Below are 21,262 nucleotides of genomic sequence, written 5' to 3' on the forward strand. Positions count from 1 at the left end.
GGGCGGTGATGTGTGTTCCGTTGCGGCTCTGCTGCTGCACGACGGAGTCGTCCTCTCTGTCGTGGCGGGTGCGTCCCGGTTGGGGGCCGGTCGGCATCGCCGTGGTGGGGATGGCGGTGCCACTGTCGGGGCGCCCGGGCCGGTGCGGCATCGGTGTAATCGCCGGTCTCGGAGGTGGCCGGCGGGGTCGGGCGGCACGGGCGGGCCGAAATTCGGGGGCGGCGACCGCCCGGGTTTGCGAAACTGGCGCGAATGGACGAGCGGGTGAACGATGCGGGGCGGTTCCGGTCGGCGGTGGTCGCCTGGGCGGCAGGCCGCGGCGACGCGCGGGCGGCCGCCGCGGACGCGCGTGAACTGGCCGCTCGTATCCGGCCGAAGAGGGTCGTCCTCGTCGAGGGCCGCAGCGACCAGGCCGCGGTCGAGGCGCTGGCCGCGCGGCTGGGCAGGGACCTCGACGCCGAGGGTTTCCCGGTCGTCGCGCTCGGCGGCGTGACGAGCATCGGACGGTTCCTGGAGGTGCTCGGGCCCCAGGGGCTGGGCCTCGGCGTGGCCGGCCTGTGCGACGCCCCGGAAGAGCGCTGGTTCCAGCGCGGGTTGGAGCGGGCCGGGCTCGGAAGCGCCCTCGGCCGCGCCGGGATGGAGCGGCGCGGCTTCCATGTGTGCGTGGCCGACCTGGAGGACGAGCTGATACGGGCGGTGGGCGCCGACACGGTCCGGGACGTCATCCACGCCACGGGCGAGTGGCGCGCGTTCCGCACCTTCCAGAGGCAGCCGGCGCAGCGGGAACGGACCCTCGAGCAGCAGCTGCACCGGTTCATGGGCACCCACAGCGGCCGCAAGTCGCAGTACGCGCGCCTGCTCGTCCAGCGCCTGGACCCGGCCCGTGTGCCGGTACCCCTGGCACGTCTGCTCGCGGACACGGCCGCCTGAAGGCGGTGGCCGTTTCCGGCCCGTTCCGCCCTCGTTGATCTCCGGGGTACCGGCACTGGCGTGGAGGGGCGAGGGATGCGTGGGCGTTGGGTATGGACGTGGACGCTGTGCGGGGCCGTGGCCGTGTCACTGGCGACCCTGCTGGCGCAACGCGGCAAGGATTCCGTCGCGACGTGGAGTTCGATCCTCTCGGCGGTCGTCGCCCTGTTCGGCGTGCTGTCGGTCTGGGCGTGGGCGCCATGCTCCCCGGCGAGGACGTTCCTCCACGGAACAGCTGACGGAAGCACAGCAGGCACTGGCGCGGCTGGTGGAGCGTCAGTGGCGCAAGGAGGCGGGGCTACGGCAGTTGTTCCATCCGGTGCCGCTTCCGGTGGTCTGGTCGGACTCCGTCCTGGAGGAGATCGCCGACCACGCGCAGTCGATCGGCGGGGCGGTCTCCTGCCGCACGGACCAGCTGGAGGAGCTGTCGGCGATGTTCCGCCGGCTGCCGCGCCGCCGGCTTGTGGTGCTGGGCCCGGCCGGGTCCGGGAAGTCCACGTTCGCGGTGGTACTGGCGCTGTCCCTGCTGGAGGGCCGGGAGCGCGACGAGCCGGTGCCGGTCCTGCTGTCCGCGGCCTCGTTCGACCCGGAGCACGAAAGCCTCCACGCCTGGCTGTGCCGCCGGATCGCCGCCGACTACCCCGCCCTGACCGATGGGGACACCTACGGGGCCGGCGCGGTCGAGGACCTCATGTCCGGGCATCGGGTGCTGCCGGTCGTCGACGGCCTGGACGAACTTCCCGAGTCCGCCCGGCCGAAGGTCCTCGAAGCCCTCAACGACACGTTCGACGCCCACCCCCACGCGCGCGTGGTCCTGACCTGCCGTACCGAGGCCTACACCGCCGCCGTGGCCGCCGCCGACGTCCTGGCCGGCGCGGCGGTCGTCGAACCCGCCCCGGTGGACGCGGTCGACGCCCTCGAACTGCTGCGCCGGAGCCGTCCGGCGCGCTGGAACGGCCTGGCGGGGCATGTGGCGCGCAGCCCCCACGGCCCGGTCGCCCAGGCCCTGTCCAGCCCCTTGATGGTGGCGCTCGCCCGGACGGTGTACGCCGACGCCCCGCCCGGCCCGGACGAGCTGGAACGCTTCACGAGCCGGGAGGCCTTCGAGGACCACCTGCTGGACGCCCTCGTACCCACCGTCCACGCCCGCGCCCTGCGCCAGGATCCCTCCGGGCCGCGCCGGTGGAGCCCGGAGTGCGCCCACCGTCACCTCGCCGAACTCGCTGCGGGTATGCAGCGGCAGGGCATCTACGACCTCACGTGGTGGCAGCTCCACCGCTGGGTGCCGACACTGGCGTACGCCTGGTCCCGCGCGGCTTTCTGGACGGTCGCCCTGATCGGGCTCACCCTGCTGGGCTACGGGGTGTCCTGCGTGGTTCCCGGGCTTCCCGCGGCCGATTGGGGGGCGACGACCTGGTACCTGCTGGGGATGGCCGCGGCCACGCCCTCCATGTGCCTGTTCGCGGCCTGGTACGCCGCACGGCGCGGACCCGGCGCTTCCCGGCTCCTGGGCGCCGCCTTGACCGCCGTGTGCGGGGGCGTCGCGTTCGCCGTTCCCGGCGTGACGTTCGCCCCCGTGCACGGGGTGCCGCCCGGTTTGTACATCGTGGGGTGCGGCTGCTTCGTGGGGTTCGCCTTCCTGCTGGTCCTCCACACCACGGGGCTCCCGGTCCCGCCCGTCATGCCGAGCCGGGGCACGCTGAGCACACGGCACTGGCGTCACCGGCTGCCACGCGCGGCAGCCGTGTTCGCCGGCACCACGGTCCTCACCGGGGCCGCTCTGCGTGTCTACGCGCTCGTCGTGGTGCCGCCGCAGAAGACCCCCGGGGGCGATCCGTCGCAGACGCCGGAACTGCCCTGGACGTACGGCCTGTCCATGGGTGCCGTCTTCGGCGCGGTACAGGCCCTGCTCTACTGGCTGCGCGGCACGACGAGCGCCGACGACCTCACGACCCCGGCCTCCGCCGTCCGGGCCGACCGGCTCGTCACTCTCGTTGGCGGCGGTGTCGGGGTTCTCCTCATCACCCTTCCCCACGACATCCTGGCCGTGCTGGAGGCGAGCACCGCGCCCCACGGAGCGGCGCTCGACGTCGTGCTGCCGCGTCTGGCCGTCACGTTCCTGGGCGTGGGCCCGGCCGGGCTGGTGCTCGCCCTGGCCGCCTCCTCGTGGCCGCACTACACCGTCGCGCGCCTGGTCCTGGCCGCCCGGGGCCGGCTTCCCTGGCGGCTGCAGGACTTCCTCGCCGACGCCCACCGGCTGGGCGTCCTGCGGCAGGTGGGGCCCGTCCACCAGTTCCGCCACGCCCGCCTGCAGCAGCGTCTGGCCCAGCAGGTCCACCTGCCGGGTCCGCGTACGTCCCCGGCGGGCTCCGACGCACCCTCCCGGCGTTGACCTCCGGCCCGGTGACCGGCTGGTCACCGGCGGTTTCCCGGGTGGGCGCCGGACGGGCAACAGGAAACCCGTCGACCCGGGCGCGTGGCGTGGACAGGCTGAAGTCGTCAGCACACCGCAATACCCACCAGGGGGAAACATGCGCAGGACCAAGCTGATGAGGACCGCCGCGGCACTCGCGCTCGCCGTCGGGACGATGACCACGGTCACCGCGACCCAGGCCCAGGCGGCGGAGACGGCCGCCAGCCACGGCTGCCAGTCCGGGTACGTGTGCCTGTACCCGGGTGCGGGCTGGAACAACGACCGTCCGACCCACACGTACTACACGTACGGGGCCCACAACCTCAGCAACATGTACGGGACGTACCGCATCTTCAACAACCAGACCGGTGGGGCCACCATGCGGACCTGCACCGGGTACAACGGCACGGGCTGCCAGGGCTACCTGCCGGCCGGCTACTACATCGACAAGGACATGACGCCGATCAACTCGATCACCCTCCAGCCGTAACCCGGCGTCATGGACGACTTCCGGAGCCGCCGACCCGGCGGCTCCGGAAGTCCTGTTTCCGCCACACCGGACGATCGGCCGGGCCGACCGTCGGACCCCCGCTGTAGCCTGGACGCCTGTCATCTCACAATCTGGGCGCACCTTGCCATGGGGGATGCTTTGGGGGATCCGGAGCGCGGACGGAAGACCGGCCGTCCGCACGAGTTGCCCGACGACACCGCGGCGTCCTTCTCCGCGCAGTTGAGACGCCTGCGGCTGCAGCGCGGCCTGTCGCTGGCCGACCTAGCACGTCAGACGCACTACAGCAAGGGGTATCTGAGCAAGATCGAGACCGGCGCGAAGCGGGTCACCGTCGATGTCGCACGCCGCTGTGACCAGGTCCTGCGGGCGGAGGGCGAGTTGCTGCGGCTGGTGCGGGAGGCGCCGGCGCCCCACTCACCGCCCGCACAGCCGTCGGACGCGGACTGCCCCTACCGGGGCCTGTCGGCGTTCACCGCCCAGGACGCGGGGTGGTTCTTCGGCCGGGAGCGGGCCACGGCCGCGCTCGTCGAGCGGGTCTTCGAACGGATCGGCGGCGGACCGCTGTTGCTGGTCGCCCCCTCGGGCGCCGGCAAGTCGTCGCTGCTCAACGCCGGTCTCGTACCGGCTCTGCGGCGCAGGGGCGGTTTTCCGATGGCCGGTGCCGACGGCTGGCCGGTGGTGGTGCTCACGCCCACCGCGCAGCCGCTGCAGGAGCTGCTGGACTGCACCGCGAAGGCCGTGGGCGGCGATCTCGGGATCAGTACGCGGCAGGTGCGCGACCGGCCCGAGGCGCTGCTCGAAGCCGTCCACCGGCTCCTCGGCGACCGGCCGGGGCCGGCTCCCGGAGAGCGGCAACCACCGCCCGTACGCCCGGTGCTGATCGTCGACCAGTTCGAAGAGCTGTTCACCCTCTGCTGCGACGAGGAGGAGCGGCGCGCCTTCGTGCGCGTGCTCACCGCCGTCGCCACGTCCCGGCCGGAGACGGCCGGGTACGACGCGGCCGTCGTGGTGATCGGCGTGCGGGCCGACTTCACCGGGAACTGCCTGGACCTGACCGAGCTGACCCCGGTCTTCACCGACGGGCTGTTCGTGCTGCCGCCGATGTCCGTGGCGGAGTTGTGCGAGTCCATCACGCGCCCGGCGGAGCTCGCCGGTGTCACGCTCGAACCGGGCTTGGTCCCCCTGCTGTTGCGGGACGCGGGGCTGCGCGACGAGACGGGTGCCTCGGATCCGGGGCACGCACCGTCCGGTGCCCTGCCGCTCGTCTCGCACGCGCTGATGGCCACCTGGCAGCGGCGGGAGGGCACCACGCTGACCGTCGCCGGGTACGAGGCCACCGGCGGCATCCAGGGGGCGATCGCGCGTACGGCCGAGGACGTGTTCGCCGGCCTGTACCCGGCCGAGCAGCGGACCATTCGCCGCGTCCTGGTGCGGCTGGTCCATGTCGCCGACGGCGCCGGGGCCACGCGGCGCCGGATGACCCGGGCCGCCGTGCTGGGGCAGTCGGCCGACGCGGAAGGTGCCTCCGCCACGCTCGACGCCTCGGCCGCGCTCGACGCCTCGGCCGCGCTCGACGCCTCGGCCGCGCTCGACGCCTCGGCCGCGCTCGACGCCTTCGTACGGGCCCGGCTGATCACCATGGACAGCGACACCGTCGAGATCACCCACGAGGCCCTGCTCCACGCCTGGCCACGGCTGCGCGGCTGGATCCACGCCGACCGGGCCGGCCTGCTGATCCACCAGCAGCTGGCCCACGCCGCCGAGGAGTGGGAGCGCGAGGGCCGTGACCCGTCCGCCCTCTACCGCGGGACCCGGCTGGCCACCGTGCGCTCGTGGGCCGACGAGCTCGGCGGCTCGGGCCGGCTCAGTCCCCGGGAGGCGGCCTTCCTCCGGGCGAGCCAGGCCGAGGAGGACGGCCGGACCGAGCAGGCCAGGCGCCAGGTCCGGTTGCAGCAGCGGATGCTGGCCACCCTCGTCGTCCTGCTGCTCCTCGCCCTGACCGCCGGAGGCCTGGCGTACCAGCAGCGTGCGGGCGCCCTCGGCCAGGAGCGCGTCGCCCGCTCACAGGCGCTCGCCGTGCGGTCCACGTCCCTGGCCGCCGGTCAGCCGGAGGCCTCCATGCTGCTCGCCGAGGAGGCCTACCGTACGGAGGCGACGACCGAGGCGCGCGGGGCGCTGCTGAGCACCCAGTCGCAGCCCTTCTCCGCCCGGCTCGGCGGGCACCGCGGTCCGGTCAACGCGGTGGCCTTCGCACCGGGTGACGGGCTGCTGGCGTCGGCGAGTTCGGACGGGACGGTGCGGCTGTGGCGGGTCGCCGACCGCCGGACGACCGCGACGTTCCCGGTCCCCGGGCGGGTGCGGGCGGTGGCCTTCAGCCCGGACGGGCGGACGCTCGCGGCGACGTCGACGGACGGGCCCGTACGGCTCTGGGACACATCCGGCCGGCGTACGGAGCCGGCGGCGGTGCTGCCCGCGCGCACGACGGGCGCACGGGCCGTGGCCTTCGCCCCGCGCGGGCGGGCGCTGGCCGTCGCGGCGGCCGACGGGACGGTCCAGTTGTGGGACGCCACCGGCAACCGTCCCCGGTCCGTCGCGTCCCTCACCGGTCACGCCGGGAGGGTCAACGCCCTGGCGTACGCGCCGGACGGGCGGACGCTGGTGTCGGCCGGCACCGACCGGACCGTACGGCTGTGGGACGCGGTCCGTGGCCGCCCGCTGGCCGTCCTGCGGGGGCACACCGACGAGGTGCTGGGGGCGGCGTTCGCCCCGGACGGGCGGACGGTCGCGACCGGGGGCGTGGACCGGACGGTGCGGCTGTGGGACATCCGGCTGCGCCGCGCCGTGGGGGCGCTGACCGGGCACAGCGACGACATCAACGCGGTCGCCTACACGGCGGACGGCGCGATGGTGGTCAGCGCGGGCGGTGACGGTACGACCCGGCTGTGGGACGTGCGCAGCGGCCGGCCGACCGCGACGCTGACGGGCCACACCGACTATGTGCTCGGGGTCGCCGTGGACTCGGGCGGCGCGGTGCTGGCCACCGCCGGGTTCGACCGGTCCGTGGTGCTCTGGGACCTGCGCGGTTCGGTCCTGACGTCGCGTCCGTTCACCGAGGTCTGGCAGGCCGCGTACAGCCCGGACGGGAAGCTGCTGGCGACCGCCGACGCCGATCACACGGTGCGGCTGTGGGACGTGGCGGGGCGCCGGGTCCTGGCGACGTTCACGGGTCATCGCGAGACGGTGTTCTCGGTCGCCTTCGCGCCGGACGGGCGGACGCTGGCGTCGGCGGGTTCCGACGGCACGGTACGCCTGTGGGACGTGGCCGGGCGCCGCCCGGTGGCCACGCTCACCGGCACGCACGGGGACGTGTTCTCGGTGGCCTTCGCGCCCGACGGGCGGACGCTGGCGTCGGCCGGCTCCGACCGGACGGTACGCCTGTGGGACGTGGCCTCGCACCGTCCGGTGGCCACGTTCACCGGCCATACGGACTTCGCCAACGACGTCGTGTTCAGCCCGGACGGGCGGACACTGGCCAGCGGCGGTGACGACCTGACCGTACGGCTGTGGGACGTGGCCACGCGCCGCCCGCTGGCCACGCTCACCGGCCACACGGGCGCCGTGCGGGGCGTGGCGTTCAGCCCGGACGGGCGGATGATCGCGAGCAGCGGCAACGACGGGACCGTACGGCTGTGGGACACCCGGCTGCGCCGCTCGGTCGGGGCGCTGACCGGGCACACCGGCTCCGCGCGGGGCATCGCCTTCTCCCCCGACGGGCGCACGCTGGCGAGCAGCGGCAACGACCGTACGGTACGGCTGTGGGACGTGGCCGGGCGCCGGCTGTGGGCCGCTCTGACGGGTCATACGAACGCGGTGTGGGGCATCGCGTTCTCCCGCGACGGGCGGACGGTGGCCAGCAGCAGCAACGACGGCACGGTACGGCTGTGGAATCTGGACGTCGGGGCCCGGCTGGCGGAGATCTGCCGGGTGCGGCAGCGCATCGGTCCCAAGGAGCGGGAGACGCTCATGCCGGGTCTGCCGGTCTCCCCGGGCCGGGCCTGTGCCGGTCGCTGACGCCCTGGTCGTCCGGGGTTTCCCGGGTGTTTCCCGTTGCCCGTTCGGGCAGGGCGACGCGGGGTGCTCGACGAGCGGGTGCCACGGGCAGCAGGCTGCTGTCCGGCAGGCGCGTCGACAGGAAACGAGGGTCCAGCATGCTTCGCCGCTCCGGTCTCATCGGCACTCTCATCGGATTACTCGCCTTCCTCCTCTGGGCGCCGGCGCCCGCGTCGGCGGCGGCCGCCGACACCACGTGCGCCGTCCGCGCGCCGGGAGCCTCCGCGGCTGCCGAGCGCGCCGTCGCCGCCGCGTGCGCGCAGGTGGCAGCGGGCGTCTGGTACACCTGGGGCGGTGGTCACGGCCCGAAGCCCGGCCCTACGTACGGGCAGGTGGACCCGACCGACCCGGCCAGCGAGCACGACCCGGAACGGCTCGGCTTCGACTGCTCGGGGCTGGTCCGGTACGCCTACGCCGAGGCCACCGGTTCGGACATCCTCAACGGGGTGGCCAGTGCCCAGTACTACACGCACCGCGCGGCCGAACGCTTCACCGCCGCCCAGGGCCTCGCCCCCCTGGTCCCCGGCGACCTGCTCGTCTGGGGCACCTCGCAGAAGCTGCACCACATCGCCCTCTACCTGGGCGCCGGCAAGATGGTGGAGGCACGGCAGTCGGGCACCACACTCATGGTCAGTGACGTCCGGCTGAACGGCGGTTACCACGGCGCCGTCCGCGTCGACACCGGCCCGGTCACGGGCCACGTCTTCCAGACCTGGGGCACCGGCGTGTGGACCAAGGCCGAGCCCTCCACGAAGGCGGCGCGCGTGTACGCCTTCCCGGGGCCGACGACGATCCGCGTCCAGTGCCAGAAGCACGCGGAAACGGTCACCTCCGACGGCTACACCAATGACGCCTGGTCCTACCTCCCCGACTACAAGGCCTGGGTCACCAACATCTACATCCAGGGACCCGCGTGGCTGGAAGGAGTCCCCACCTGCTCCTTCTGACGCCACCGCGCGCCGCTCGCACCAGTGACCGCCACGGGGGTCGGCCACTGGTGCGAGCGGTGTGCCCGGGGGCACCGTGCGGGGCCGAGCGTCACTCCCCTGGCCAAGCCCAGGTCGTCGTCCACCGGCCGGACGCCTAGCGTGAGAAACCGTCGCGGCACTTCGCGGAGGTGACCCTCATGGCCGAGACCGATCCGCCGCAGCGGCAGCCGCTGACGGGAGGGCCGGCCAAGCGACGGCGCCGCGCGATGCCATGGGCCTGTGTGGCGGCGCTCGCCGTGGTCGCCGCCGTCGTCCCGATCGCCCTGACGTCCCGGAACGGCGGAGCACCGCCCCCAGCGGCACAACCGACCGCCCCCGGCATCGCCATCGCCATCGCCGCTCGACAGCCCACGCCGTCGGCCAGGAAATCCCCGGCCGGGATCCCGGCCATCCGCCTCAAGGGCAGCGGCAAGCAGGCGTCCGCGCCCTTCGCGGTGACGGACGGTCTGGCGGTCTTCCGGTCGACGTGTTCCTCCTGTGCCGCCAATTTCATCGTCGAGCTGCTGGACCCCTCGGGCCAGACCAAGGATCTCCTGGTCAACACCATCGGCCGATACGACGGCTCGAAGGGTGTGGGCCTGAGCGCCGGCCGCTACCGGCTCAACGTCACCGCTGACGCGGCCTGGTCGGTCACCGTCACCCAGCCGCGGGACAAGAAACCGGCCCCACTGCCGCAGACGTACACGGGCAAGGGCGACCACGTCAGAGGCCCCTTCGACGCCGACCACGCGGTCGACATGCGAGCGGACAATCGCGGCCAGGGCAACTTCATCGTTGTCGTGCTCGACGCCGAGGGCGGCGTACAGGATCTCGCGTTCAACGAGATCGGCACGTCAGCGGCTCCAGAGTGGCACAGATGTTCGGCGACGGGCCGTACTACCTCAATGTGACCTCGGACGGCACCTGGAAACTCCGGCTGTCCGCTCCATAGGCGCCGGCCGGTGTCAGGGGCGGTAGCGCAGCGGGTGGTCCGCGGGTACCTCGGTGAGCACGATGCGATGGCCGTCCGGGTCGGCGATCCACATCTCGATCAGGCCCCAGGGCTCCTTCACCGGCTCCCTCAGCACCTGCACACCGCGCCCGGACAGCTCCTCATGGGCCGCGGCGCAGTCGGCGACCTGCATCCACAGTTGCAGCGTGGTCGTCGGCGGGTCGTCCGAGCGCCCGGACACCTCGAGGAAGCCGCCCCCGAGGAAGTAGACCGTCCCGCGCTCCGGTCCGGTACCGAACTCCCGGTAGACGGCGAGGCCGAGAGTCTCGCCGTAGAAGTCGCGCGAGGCTTGCGGGTCACTGGGACGCAGCAGCACCCTGCTGCTCAATACATGCACCATAGGCGGACCTTACGCGATCGTCCCCAGGGAGCCCCTTCCGCGCCGCCGTACCACTCAGCGCCCGGCACGGCTACGCGCGGCCGAGCAGCCGTTCGTGTTCGTCGTCCGTGACCTGTGTCCCCGAGGACGGCAGCAGCTGCGGGATGCCGTCGACGACGGGGTACAGGCGCCGAAGGCGCGGGTTGTACAGCGCCTCGTCGGCCGGCAGGAGGGTGAGAGGGCCCTTGTCCAGGGGGCAGACGAGGATCTTCAGCAGCGGGTCATCGGGCTTCATGGCTCGGCTCCTCCGGTTTCTGAGCGGACTGGACGGACAGCGCGAGAAGGACGGACACGGCCAGGGAGGCCCCCACCAGCAGCAGGACCAGGCGCAGCGGCTCCTCGGGCAGCGACTCGCCGAACGCGAGGGTGCCCAGCGTCGCGGTGTACAGGCACGAGGTCGTCGTGCAGACCGGGACGACCAGGGACGCCCGGCAGCGCTGCAGCGCCGTCTGCGACAGGACCAGGCCACCGGCGCCCGTGATCAGCAGCAGGTACGGGTACGGGGTCGCCGCCAGCGAGAGCGCCGAGGCGAGCGGCGCGTCGAGGGCGAGGCGCGCGGAGATGCCCTTGATGGCCAGGGAGCTGACTCCGTAGACCAGGCCGACGGCGACCGCGTACGCGATCCCCGCCGGGGGTGCCGCGTGCCGGCGGCGGGACGTGCGGCGCTCGGCGGTGGCGTACAGCCAGAAACCGGCGACGAGCGAGACGGAGCTGAGGGCGAGGACGGAGGCGGCGGACGCGCTGTCGCCCACCGCGTCCGTGTCCTGGCGCAGTGAGGCGACCACCATCAGCAGCGCGGCCAGGATTCCGGCCGTGGCGTACCGCTCGCGCGGTGACAGGCGTTCGCCGAGGACCAGGGAGGACAGCAGGAGGAGCAGGACGAGCCCCGAGACGAACAGGCCCTGCGCGGCTGCCATCGGCAGGGTCCGGTACACCACCAGCTGCGCCCCGAAACCGGCCGCCAGGGCCAGTGAGCCGACGATCCACAGCGGGCTGCGCAGCAGCAGCCGCACCAGGCGCAGGGGGCGGCGGACGTCGAGGGCCGGGATGCCGGACAGGGCGCGTTTTTCCAGGACGAAGCCGGAGCTGTAGAGGACGTTCGCGGACAACGCGGCCGCCACGCCCCACCACATCCCGCTCGTCACCGGGCGCGCCGGGCGTGCACCAGCAGGATCGAGGCCGCGCTCGGCACCGCGCAGGCCAGCCGGTCCAGTGGGCGCAGGGCACGCGGTACGCCGTGGAAGGGCGCCCCGGCGACGCGGACGACCCGGAACCCGGAGGCGGTGAGGAACTCCCGCAGGGCGCGGGCGGTGTAGAGCCGCAGGTGGCCCACGACCTCGGAGCCGGGGCGGCCGTGGATGCCGCGCAGGCTGACCTCGGAGAACACCGGCTGGACGCCGGCGAGGAGGAGGGCCCGGTTGTACCAGGCGGCCAGGTTGGGGGTGGACAGCATCAGGTGGCCGCCGGGTGCCAGGACGCGGCGCAGCTCGTCGAGCGCGCTGTCCGGGTCGACGAGGTGTTCGACGACCTCGCTGAACAGGACGGCGTCCACCGCCCCGTCCGCGAACGGCAGCCCGCCGTCGCCCAGTTCGCCGCGCACGACCGTACCGACGCGGGGCGCGGCCCGGCGCAGCGCGTCCTGCGACCAGTCGACGCCGATGATCCGGTGGCCGGGGAGCAGCGGTGCCGCGACGGCTGCCGCGGTGCCGTCCCCGCAGCCGACGTCCAGGACCGTGGCGCCGGTCCTGCCCCGCAGGGCGTCGGCCAGCATCTGTGCCTGGCGGCGGCTGCGGGCGTCACCGGAGGCGACGGGGACGGCCGGGTTCTCGTAGAAGTCCCGCAAGCCGGGGGCCGGGGGCCGCACCGTGGTCATACGAGCCCGCCCGTCTCGTCGAGGTACTGGGCGAACAGGTCGCGCAGCCGGGTGCCGTCGTCCGGGCCGAGCAGTGCGGCCGACCAGCGCAGCGCGAGGTGCAGCCGGCCCCCGGTGCTGGCCGTGGTGACGGTCAGGCCGCGCGGCATGCGCGCCGGTGCGGAGAACCAGACGGCTCGCGCCGTGCCCACCCCCTCGCCGAAGTCGAGCGGGTAGGGCACCCGGCCGATGTTGCTGAGGAGTGTGGTGGACGTCCACGGCGCCAGGGCACGGCGTGCCGCGCGCGCCACCAGGGAGCGGACCGCCACCGGCAGGACGGGCGCGGTCAGCAGGGCGGCGCCACGGCCGAGTTGGGGGCGGTGCAGGGCCTTCAGCGCGCGGGTGCGGGCGGCGGTCAGCCGGAGCAGGTCCGCTGTGGGGAGCGCCAGCTCGCCCGGCGCGAAGGGGACCTCCACCAGGCGGGTGCCGTTGCCGATGGGCATGTCCATTCCCCGCGTCCGGTCGTCCACGGGCATGGTGATCCGCAGCGGGCGGGACGGCCCGCCACGCTCGCCGTTCCGCTCGCCGTTCCAGTGGGCGATCATCCGGGCGGTGGCCACCATGAGCTGGTCGTTGACGGTGTACGGAGCGTCCTTGGGCCGCTTCGGTACGCCCAGTTCGGTGACCAGCATGCCGTTGGCGGCGTGACCGGGGCCCGGGGTTCCCCGGGCGACCCGCGCCACCCGGGCGAACCCGGTCCCGCCGGGCTCGGGGAACAGGCCGCGCGGCGCGCCGTCGGCCGGGGGCCGTACGGGGGGTGTCGCGGGCGCGTTGTCCCGGCCGCCGTAGAGTTCCGCGGCGGTCGCCAGGACCCGGAGGCAGGCGGGGCCGTCCAGTGCCGTGTGGTTGACGGTGAGGACCAGGACGCGGTCGACGATCTCCAGCCGTACCGGCGGGGACACGGTGAGGGGCGGGGCCTCGCTCAGGGCCCGCTGCCTCGCCTGCTCCAGCGCGCCGGGGCCGGGGGCGGGTACGGAGACGACTTCGGCGCCGGTGTCGGGGCCGGCGGTCAGCTCCCATGCGTACCGCCGCCGGTACCAGCGCCCGGGCGCCTCCCGCATCAGGATGCGCGGGTGGCGCCCGAGGGCCTCGGTGAACGCGGCGCTCAGCCGCGTGGCATCGGGGCGGCCCGGGAGGTGCACCTCGATGTGGACCGTCTCCGGCTCCTGCGGGGTCAGGCAGTGCCGGGTCACCTCGTCGACCGTGGAGAAGGGCACCCGGCCGAGCGGCTCGCGGCCGCCGCCCTGCCGGGCCGGATGGTGCAGTGCCGTCATCGGCCGGTCCCCTCTCCTGGCGGACGTGGTGCGGGAGTTCGCCGCCGCTGTGGCAGCGGGGTGGTGCGCGGTTCGGGCCGCGTGTCCGGCGCCGGGGGCCGGGCACCGTGATCCGCGCCGGCCTGTTCCGGTGGCGTATGCCCGGTTCGCGGCGCCTCACCGGCGGCCGGGGGCCCCTGTGCGTGCCCCGGGGCCCCGGAAGCACGCGCGTCACCGCGGCCACCCGGGCCACTCCGTGCCGCCCGCCGCCCGGTCGCCCGGCCCGTGGTCACCACGGCCGCCGTCAGCGCCGTCACGGCGAGGAACTGGGCCGCCGGCCCGAACGCCCCCTCCCGTGCCGACGGCAGGGCACCCGCCTCCCAGGCCGCCACGATCCCCGCCGCGCCCATGGCGGCCAGCGCCACCGGCACCAGCAGCGAGCGCCGCAGGTGCGCGATCACGGCGAGGACGGGTACGACGAGCGCCGCCCATCCGGCGACCAGCGCGATTACCACCGTCAGCGCCACCACCCCCAGCACGGGCCCCGGCGCCGGAACCTCGTCCGGCTCGGCGGCACCGGAACGCCGGCCACGCGCCAGGGCCAGCACCAGGCCCACCAGCAGCACGACGCCCACGGCGCCACCGATGAGACCGGCGACGTACCACCGCGCCGGGGCGAACTCCAGCCGTACGCTGCCGCCTTCACCCTCCGGGATCAGGAAGCCCTGCTGCCAGCCGTCGATCCGGACCGGTGTCAGTTCGCGCCCGTCCAGGGTGGCGCGCCAGCCGTCGTTGTGGTTCTCGAACAGCTGGAGGTACGAGGCCGGACCGGTGCCCACGTCCAGGGTGCGCCGGTCGCCCGACCAGTCGCCGACGGTCAGTTCGCGCCGTTCCGCCGCCGTGGCGGGGGCGGGCGCCCGGCCCCGGGTGAGGGTCAGGTCGGTGATGGCGAGCGGACCGGTGTCCCCCGCCTCCACCCGGTGGGTGCCGGCGGCCAGCCGGGCGGTGCCGCCGCTTTCGGCACCCGCGCACAGGCCGACGTCGACCGGGCGGCGCTCCGTCAGGTCGCGGACCTTGCCGCGGGCGGTGGTCGCGTGCAGCGTGCCGTCGATGGACAGCACCGGCCCCTGGCCGCAGGGCAGCTCGAATGTCGTGTCGGGGTCCGGCTGCGGCACCCGGTATGCGTCGAGTGCCGGTACGTACACCTCGCTGAGCCCGACCGGCAGTTGCAGCCGGCCGTCGGCGACCGGGTTGTGCAGTGTCAGCGGCGCGGTCCGCGAGATGGTGATGTCGAGCCGGTCGGTGGTGATCGGCTGGAAGCGGGCGAGGCCGTTCTCGTCCACCGAGGCGGTCGCCGCGCCGTCCGGTGAGCTGATCTCCACCTGCTGGGCGCGGGTGGAGAGGCCTCCCGCCGGCGCGAACACGATCTCCCCGACGGCCCGCTTCTCCGGCCACCGCAGGTGGATCACCGCCCGCTCCCCGGCGATCCACGCCGTGGTGAGGTCGCCGTCGACGAGGTTGCGCGGGCTGAGGGAGGCGCCGAGCCGGGCCGTCGAGTCGGCGGTGGCGGTGAGCTTCCTGCGCTGCTCGGGTGCCAGCCGGTACAGCAGCTCGTCCAGCGCGTCGCCCGGTACGGGCAGCGCGGTCGCCCGCAGCGCGTACGCGCCCTCCGTCCGGGTCAGGAACTGCCGGTGCAGCCCGACCTCGGCGGACGCGGGCGACAGGCCGCCGGGGTCGCTGCCCCGGTGCAGGGAGTACACCTCCTGGGGCGCGCTGTCCTCGCCCGCGGTGTCCTCGGGGAGGGCCAGCAGCCGGGTGACCGTGACGCCGGGGATGTCGACGGAGGAGAAGCCCGCACCGATCAGGCCCGGCCGGCCCTGCTGGGCACCCTTGATGGTGATCTTCAGGTAGCCGCTCTGCCCCGCCGGTACCCGCACCGTCTGCGGCGTACCGTCCGGCCGGAGCGGACTGACCTCGCTGCCCTGCTCGGTCTCGACCCGTACGGAGGTGGCCGCCGCGCGCAGCCCGCCGGAGGGGAGCGGTGTCAGCCGGATCGAGCCGGGCAGGGACAGCTTCCGCTCGAATTCGACGCGCAGCCACTGCCCGACCGGGGAGTCGGCGCCGCCCTCGGTCCAGGCGGTGTCGGGGTTGCCGTCGAACGCGTTCACCGGGTCGTACTGCGGGAGGTGGAACAGCCAGTTGCCGCTGCTCGACGCGGTGACGGACGCGGCTCCGCGCAGCACGGCCGTCGTCTGGTGGCGGATGTCGTCCACGGGCAGGATCTGGCGGGGCGGGCGGCCCGGGTCCTGGACGCTTGCCGAGGGGTTCCGCTCCGTCGCCGTATAGGTGTACGAGGTGTTGGTGTTGACCAGCCCGAACCGGGTGTCCGCGCGCCGCAGTCCGTCCCCCACGGCCCGTACGGGCGGTGTGCCGAGCCCCGGGGTCGCGTCGCCGGCGAGTACGGCGGGCCGGTCGCGCATCAGCGGGTCGGCGGACAGCCGCAGCAGGGACTCGGGGCCGCCGCTGACGACGGCCGTGTCCGCGACGGGCTTGACGGCGGCCTGGCCGGGCCGCTGGACGGCCCGCGGCGGTTCGTAGATCTCCACTGCCTGCTGGCGCGGGTAGAGGCCCTCGATCTGTACGGGGGTGTCGTCCGGGATCCGCCCGCCGGTGAGGACCGGCCCGAACCCGGTGGTCCGCCGGTAGCCGGAGGCCTCCAGGGTCCGTTTGACGGTCTGCGGCGGGACGTAGCCGATCTGGTCGGGGTCGAGGTCGTTGCGTACGACGACGTAATGGAGCCCCGCCCGGTGCAAGTAGTCGCCCAGGCCCGGCACTTCACCGCCGGACAGCAGCGCCTGCTCCACGGCGTCCAGCGCCCGCCGGTTGCCGGGCGTGCCGAACGGCACGTAGTCGCGCTGTGCCCACGGGGATTCGGCGAGGACGTCGAGGGGCTGGTCGATGGTGGTGCCCCAGGTGTATATCCCGTGGGCGGTCGCGGGGACGACGAGGGCGCGGGCCGTCGGCGAGTGCTCCTTCAGCCAGTCGGCGGTGCGCTCCCAGTGTGTGGGGAGCTTGCTGAAGGCACCCGGCTGGAGGATGCTCCCGTTGACGTACGGAAGGAGCAGGCCGGGCAGGACGAGCGCGGCGGCGATCAGCGGGACGTACGGCCGTCCGCGCGCCGCGCGTTGGCCGCGCCGGCGTGCGAGGACCGCGGTGAGGTGGGCGAGCCCGAGAACGAGGGCGAGCGCCAGGCCGGGCTGGAACTTGTAGATGTTGCGGAACGGCACGAGCCAGCCGTTCAGCCAGTCCTGCACGGTCCCGTGGAAGAGCCCGCCGAGCGGGCCGCCGTACCCGGCCAGGGTCACCAGGGCCACCGACAGCACCACGAGCAGCAGCCAGCGCCGCTCCGGGATGTCGCGCCGGGCGAGGCCCGCCAGTCCCAGGGCGGCGGCGAACGCCGAGCAGAGCACCGTCAGGGCGGCGGTCGCCACCGTCCAGCCGGCGGGCAGCCATGCCTCACCGAAGTGGAGGTAGGCCACCCAGTTGCCCGCGCCGCGCAGCAGCTCGGTGGCGGACATGGTGGCCGTCGTGGTCTCGGACTGCTCGACGTACGGGAGGAAGTTCTCGCCGTACAGGCCCAGCAGGAGCAGGGGGACGACCCACCAGGCGGTGGCGAGGAGCACCCCGGGGATCCACCAGGCGAGCAGGGACCGGCGCCGGGGGCCCGCCGGCCGGCTGAGCAGGTACAGGCCGACGGGCAGCAGGGAGGCGAGCGTGGAGGCCGCGTTGACGCCGCCCATGAAGGGGATGAGCAGCGCGGAGCGCAGGGCGGCGGCCCTGGCCGGGGTGCGGGGGTCGGTGAGGGGCAGGAGCACCCAGGGCAGCAGGGCGCCCGGCAGCGCGGCTGCGGACGTGGAGCCGATCACCACGGTGAAGGTGGGCCACAGGGCGTACGCCACGGCGGCGGGCAGCCGGGTGCGGGCGGTGCCGATGTCCAGCCGTTCGGCGAGCCGCAGGGCGCCCCAGAAGGCGGTGGTCACGATGATCGACAGCCACAGCCGCTCGGCCAGCCACACCGGGACCTGCGCCAGGTCGGCGAGCGCGTAGAACGGCAGCATCGGGAAGGCGTAGCCGACGTACTGGTCGAAGATCCCGCCGAAGCCGGCGCGGTTGTGCCAGAGCTCGCCGAGGTCGGCGAGGAAGCGCAGGGGGTCGAGTGCGACGCCCAGCTTGGTGTCGAACGTCATCCGGCCGGGTGACACGGCCAGGAACGCGATCAGTACGGCGGCCCAGAAACCCCACAGCCAGCGACGCGACCGCGGCCCGCCGGCCGGTTCGGCGGTGGGCGGCGCTCCGGGCGCGGGCGTGTGGGGAGGCGCCGGGATGGTGGTGGTCATGGGCACCGCCGGAGGATGAGGAGGAGGTTCCAGGTGGCGAACTCGCGCAGCAGCGGCACTCTGGTGACCAGGCCGGGCAGGAACGGCCAGTAGCGTGCCCGGGCGGAGACCACGGTCACGTCGTCACGGGCCCGGACCTGGCGCAGGGTCGCGCCGACGTGGACGGGGAAGAGGTTCTCGCCGAGGACGTGCTTGGCCGGGCGCCCGGTCCGCCGCTCGTAGCGGCGACGGGCCCGTTCGGCGCCCAGGTAGTGCCAGGGCGCCCACTCGTGACCGCCCCACGGTGAGAGCCAGTTGGTGAACGACACGTAGATCAGTCCGCCGGGGCGGGTGACGCGGATCAGTTCGCTGAGGAAGGTGCGCGGGTCCTCCACGTGCTCCAGGACGTTGGAGCAGAAGCAGATGTCGGCGGTGCCGTCGGCCAGCGGCAGCAGGTACCCGTCGGCGACGACGGCCCCCTCGGGCGGCCGCCGTCGATACGCCGTCAGCTCGCCCGGCTCCGGTTCGAAGAGGAAGCCCTGGGCGCCGCGCCGGCGGAACTCCTCGGTGAAGTGGCCGCCTCCGCCGCCCACGTCGACGACGACCCGCCCGGCGAGCGGCTCGTACCGCTCCACCTGGTTGGCCGCGTCACGGGCCAGGAGTTCGTAGAAGCCACGAGGGTCGGACGGTTCGCGGAGGAAGCCACGGAAGAGGGCCAGGGACCGGCGCAGGGAGGGGTCCTTCATTCGGCTCGTCCGACAGGAGCGCCGCGGAGACCCGCGTGGTCATGGGTTCCCGCGTCGGGGCCGCCCGGGGCGTGCGCGGTGACGCCGTCGCGCCCGGTGGCGCGGTGGCGCGCCGTGACGCCGCCCGGCCGCCCGGCCGTCCCGTGGCGTGCGGCGGCCTCCGTCGCGACGGCCCGGAAGCATCGTACGGTCGTGGCCCACCGGTAGTGCTCGGCCCGCGCGGCGGCGGCCCTGCCCATGGCTGCACGCCGCTCGTGGTTCAGGGCGAGCGCGCACCAGGCGGCCGCGAAGGCGCTCTCGCCGCGTACCAGCGCCCCGGTCACGCCGTCGTCGACGGAATCCCGCAAACCCGGCACGTCGAAGCCGATCGAGGGTGTGCCGCGCGTGGCCGCCTCGGTGACGACGAGGCCCCACCCCTCGACGGCGGAGGGGTGCAGGAGCAGCCAGGACGCGCACAGCAGCCGGTGCTTCTCCTCGTCCGACACCCGGCCCGTGAAGACGACGCCGGGGCCCGCGAGGGCTTCGAGCCGCCGGCGCTCGGGGCCCTCCCCGACGATCACCAGCTCGCCCCCGGTGACCGGCCGCACCCGCTCCCAGAGCCGCAGCAGCAGGTCGATGCGCTTGTACTCGACCAGCCGGCCGACCGCCAGGAACATCGGCTGGGCCGAGCGCGGTGTCCGGTGCCCCGGCTCCTCGACGCCGTTGTGCACGACGCGGATCCGGCCGGGGTCGACGCCCAGCGCGCCGAGCGCCGACGCGGTGGACTCGGAGACGGCGACCAGGAGGTTGTCGCGCTGGGCACCGGACAGCGCCCAGCGTTCCAGCCGCCGCCCGATGCCCGCCGCGGGGCGGGGGTAGCGCATGCCCCACAGCTCGGTGTGCACGTGGTTGACCAGGCAGAGGGTGGGCCCCCGGTGCCACAGCGGGGCCAGGTAGGGCAGGCCGTTGCACACCTCGACCAGCAGGTCGCAGTCGCCCACCTGCCGGGTGAAGGCGCTGGGCGCCCGGAGGAAGTGGCCGAGGTCTCCGCCCGCCGAGACGACCCGGTAGTCGCGGTACGCGGCCGGACCTCCGCACAGCAGGGTGACTTCGTGGCCCAGTGCCGTGAGGCCCTCCGCGAGCCGGTCGACGAGCAGTTCGGAGCCGCCCGCGGCGGGGTTGCCGAGGTCGCGGCGGGAGAGGAAGACGATGCGGCGAGGGGGACGGACAGCAGCGCCCTGGGACGACCGGGCACCGGGGGGAACGGCAGCGGTCAGTGTGGGGGGTACGTGCTGGGGCATACGAGCTCCAACTCGTTCGGGTCGGTGACCGGATGACGGTTGCTCCGGGCCGGCAGAGCGGTCGCCGGCACCGGGTGGGGGTGGAGCAGGTCATGGGGCGCCCGGGGAAGCGGATGTGGCGGTGCGGTGGGTTGGTCAGTTTTCGCCAACTCCGTCGGCACAGCTACTCACCTGGGTGACAAATTTCGCCCGATCAGGGCGTGACGCACCGTCACATCGCTGGCCCGGCAGGGGAGTCGCGTCGTCCTCCCCGGACGAGAAGCACCGCGCCGGCCGCCGTCAGCAGCGCGCCGAGGACGGCCGCGCCGAGGGGCGCCGCCTGCCCCAGCAGGCGCAGCTTGCGGTTGTCGGCCGAGGCCAGCGCCACCTGGGCGCGCTGGGTGGCGGGGGAGAACTCCATGCGCGGGCTGTCCAGCAGCACCACGGCGTCCTTGGCCGAACCGGGGGCGCGCAGCACCTTCCGCGGCCCGATCGCCGCGTTCACGATACGGCCCGTCCGCCGGTCGACGACGAGTTCGATGCCGTGGTTGGAGTACCACTCCTCGGCGAGCACCTGGGGCCGGCCCGGTTGTCCCACCAGCCGGCCGGGCACCAGCCGGGTGCCCGTCTTCGCCGGTTCCACGCGGCCGGTGAAGCGGTAGCCCTCGTATCCGTGGACCTTCTGCGTCCCGTCGAAGCGGAGGGTCACGGTGGAGCCGAGTGTGCCGTCCCACCAGCGGTAGGACCGCTTCTCCACATCGAAGGGGAACTTCAGGTAGGCCTCGCCGTCGAAGGTCGGCGTCTCCTGGCAGCAGTGCACGGGTTCATTGGTGCGCCGGTCGGTGACCCAGCGTTCCAGCGTCCACTGGAGCGAGTCGTGCGTGGCCGCGGCGGGCAGGGTGTGCTCGGCGTCCACCGAGGTGGAGACGTCCCAGACCGCCCGGCCGCTGCGGACGCTGTCGGCCACGTCACCGCGTACCTGGCGGGTGATGGTCAGCGGGCGTCCGGTGACGGTTTCGATCCGGCGGGTGTCGAAATAGCTGCCCGTACCGGTGAAAACGGTGACGGTGTCGACGTCGACGGGGGTCACTTTGGCGCGTGGCTGGACGTACCAGACCAGTAACGGCGCGAGGACCAGCAGGAAAACACCGGTACCGAGAAGGATCAGGGACAGGGGTGAAGCGGTGCGACGCATTGCGGACACTCCGTTGGGGGGCCGGGGCGGGACTGCGCGGCGTACACGTGCACTGGCGTATGGGCCGGGAACCGTAGGGGGCCTCTTGACGGACTGTCAATGCACTGGTGCCATGGGGTCGTCGCCGTTCGGGGTGGCGGACTCGTGGTGGGGTCCCAG

Annotated in this window: 15 protein-coding genes; 6 read left to right on the plus strand and 9 right to left on the minus strand. The window is 74.1% G+C overall.

Annotation, left to right across the window (positions count from 1 at the left end):
* The first annotated feature begins 264 nt into the window (after positions 1–264).
* The 6 genes from BKD26_RS24805 to BKD26_RS24830 all read left to right on the plus strand — a co-directional run bounded on the left by BKD26_RS24805 (position 265) and on the right by BKD26_RS24830 (position 9,882).
* A complete protein-coding gene (locus BKD26_RS24805; RefSeq protein ID WP_084902470.1) occupies positions 265–930 on the plus strand; it encodes a TOPRIM nucleotidyl transferase/hydrolase domain-containing protein in 666 nt (221 codons plus the stop codon).
* Between the two features lie 307 nt (positions 931–1,237).
* Complete coding sequence (locus BKD26_RS24810) at positions 1,238–3,361, plus strand: NACHT domain-containing protein (RefSeq protein ID WP_143662708.1); 2,124 nt, start codon at positions 1,238–1,240, stop codon at positions 3,359–3,361.
* A gap of 139 nt (positions 3,362–3,500) precedes the next feature.
* A complete protein-coding gene (locus tag BKD26_RS24815) occupies positions 3,501–3,872 on the plus strand; it encodes a hypothetical protein (RefSeq protein WP_084902195.1) in 372 nt (123 codons plus the stop codon).
* A gap of 147 nt (positions 3,873–4,019) precedes the next feature.
* On the plus strand, positions 4,020–7,964 hold the full coding sequence (locus tag BKD26_RS24820) for a helix-turn-helix domain-containing protein (protein WP_107417980.1): 3,945 nt from the start codon (positions 4,020–4,022) through the stop codon (positions 7,962–7,964).
* Between the two features lie 137 nt (positions 7,965–8,101).
* A complete protein-coding gene (locus BKD26_RS24825; protein ID WP_084902199.1) occupies positions 8,102–8,950 on the plus strand; it encodes an NlpC/P60 family protein in 849 nt (282 codons plus the stop codon).
* A 179-nt stretch (positions 8,951–9,129) separates the two neighbouring features.
* Entirely contained in the window at positions 9,130–9,882 is a 753-nt protein-coding gene (locus tag BKD26_RS24830) for a lipase chaperone (RefSeq protein ID WP_084902201.1), read from the plus strand.
* A 54-nt stretch (positions 9,883–9,936) separates the two neighbouring features.
* Here the strand turns inward: BKD26_RS24830 and BKD26_RS24835 are convergent, their stop codons facing one another.
* The 9 genes from BKD26_RS24835 to BKD26_RS24875 all read right to left on the minus strand — a co-directional run bounded on the left by BKD26_RS24835 (position 9,937) and on the right by BKD26_RS24875 (position 21,103).
* Positions 9,937–10,323, minus strand: a complete 387-nt coding sequence (locus BKD26_RS24835) for a VOC family protein (RefSeq protein ID WP_084902204.1) — start codon at positions 10,321–10,323, stop codon at positions 9,937–9,939.
* 70 nt (positions 10,324–10,393) lie between these two features.
* A complete protein-coding gene (locus BKD26_RS24840; protein ID WP_084902205.1) occupies positions 10,394–10,597 on the minus strand; it encodes a Trm112 family protein in 204 nt (67 codons plus the stop codon).
* Positions 10,584–11,495, minus strand: a complete 912-nt coding sequence (locus BKD26_RS24845) for a hypothetical protein (protein WP_084902206.1) — start codon at positions 11,493–11,495, stop codon at positions 10,584–10,586. Before BKD26_RS24845 ends, BKD26_RS24840 begins: the two co-directional genes overlap by 14 nt.
* Before the next feature lie 8 nt (positions 11,496–11,503).
* Positions 11,504–12,235, minus strand: coding sequence for a class I SAM-dependent methyltransferase (locus BKD26_RS24850; RefSeq protein WP_084902208.1), 732 nt, complete (start codon positions 12,233–12,235; stop codon positions 11,504–11,506).
* Positions 12,232–13,548 carry a condensation protein gene (locus tag BKD26_RS24855; protein ID WP_084902211.1) on the minus strand — a complete coding sequence of 439 codons (1,317 nt, stop codon included), beginning with the start codon at positions 13,546–13,548 and terminating at the stop codon, positions 12,232–12,234. Before BKD26_RS24855 ends, BKD26_RS24850 begins: the two co-directional genes overlap by 4 nt.
* Positions 13,545–17,924, minus strand: a complete 4,380-nt coding sequence (locus BKD26_RS24860; protein ID WP_084902215.1) for an alpha-(1->3)-arabinofuranosyltransferase family protein — start codon at positions 17,922–17,924, stop codon at positions 13,545–13,547. Before BKD26_RS24860 ends, BKD26_RS24855 begins: the two co-directional genes overlap by 4 nt.
* Entirely contained in the window at positions 17,921–18,649 is a 729-nt protein-coding gene (locus BKD26_RS24865) for a class I SAM-dependent methyltransferase (protein WP_084902217.1), read from the minus strand. The genes BKD26_RS24860 and BKD26_RS24865 overlap by 4 nt, the downstream gene beginning before the upstream one ends.
* On the minus strand, positions 18,646–19,929 hold the full coding sequence (locus BKD26_RS24870; protein ID WP_107417981.1) for a glycosyltransferase family 4 protein: 1,284 nt from the start codon (positions 19,927–19,929) through the stop codon (positions 18,646–18,648). Before BKD26_RS24870 ends, BKD26_RS24865 begins: the two co-directional genes overlap by 4 nt.
* A gap of 211 nt (positions 19,930–20,140) precedes the next feature.
* A complete protein-coding gene (locus BKD26_RS24875) occupies positions 20,141–21,103 on the minus strand; it encodes a DUF3068 domain-containing protein (RefSeq protein ID WP_084902220.1) in 963 nt (320 codons plus the stop codon).
* Between the last annotated feature and the right edge of the window lie 159 nt (positions 21,104–21,262).

The sequence above is a fragment of the Streptomyces sp. CB03238 genome, from assembly GCF_002099185.1.
Lineage (GTDB): Bacteria > Actinomycetota > Actinomycetes > Streptomycetales > Streptomycetaceae > Streptomyces.

Excerpts from the sequence above, each read along its gene's own strand:
- BKD26_RS24845 (WP_084902206.1), bottom strand. The coding sequence starts at position 11,495 with ATGTGGTGGGGCGTGGCGGCCGCGTTGTCCGCGAACGTCCTCTACAGC.
- BKD26_RS24830 (WP_084902201.1), top strand. The coding sequence starts at position 9,130 with ATGGCCGAGACCGATCCGCCGCAGCGGCAGCCGCTGACGGGAGGGCCG.
- BKD26_RS24840 (WP_084902205.1), bottom strand. The coding sequence starts at position 10,597 with ATGAAGCCCGATGACCCGCTGCTGAAGATCCTCGTCTGCCCCCTGGAC.
- BKD26_RS24820 (WP_107417980.1), top strand. The coding sequence starts at position 4,020 with ATGGGGGATGCTTTGGGGGATCCGGAGCGCGGACGGAAGACCGGCCGT.
- BKD26_RS24860 (WP_084902215.1), bottom strand. The coding sequence starts at position 17,924 with ATGACCACCACCATCCCGGCGCCTCCCCACACGCCCGCGCCCGGAGCG.
- BKD26_RS24835 (WP_084902204.1), bottom strand. The coding sequence starts at position 10,323 with ATGGTGCATGTATTGAGCAGCAGGGTGCTGCTGCGTCCCAGTGACCCG.
- BKD26_RS24850 (WP_084902208.1), bottom strand. The coding sequence starts at position 12,235 with ATGACCACGGTGCGGCCCCCGGCCCCCGGCTTGCGGGACTTCTACGAG.
- BKD26_RS24855 (WP_084902211.1), bottom strand. The coding sequence starts at position 13,548 with ATGACGGCACTGCACCATCCGGCCCGGCAGGGCGGCGGCCGCGAGCCG.
- BKD26_RS24875 (WP_084902220.1), bottom strand. The coding sequence starts at position 21,103 with ATGCGTCGCACCGCTTCACCCCTGTCCCTGATCCTTCTCGGTACCGGT.
- BKD26_RS24815 (WP_084902195.1), top strand. The coding sequence starts at position 3,501 with ATGCGCAGGACCAAGCTGATGAGGACCGCCGCGGCACTCGCGCTCGCC.
- BKD26_RS24825 (WP_084902199.1), top strand. The coding sequence starts at position 8,102 with ATGCTTCGCCGCTCCGGTCTCATCGGCACTCTCATCGGATTACTCGCC.
- BKD26_RS24865 (WP_084902217.1), bottom strand. The coding sequence starts at position 18,649 with ATGAAGGACCCCTCCCTGCGCCGGTCCCTGGCCCTCTTCCGTGGCTTC.
- BKD26_RS24870 (WP_107417981.1), bottom strand. The coding sequence starts at position 19,929 with ATGCCCCAGCACGTACCCCCCACACTGACCGCTGCCGTTCCCCCCGGT.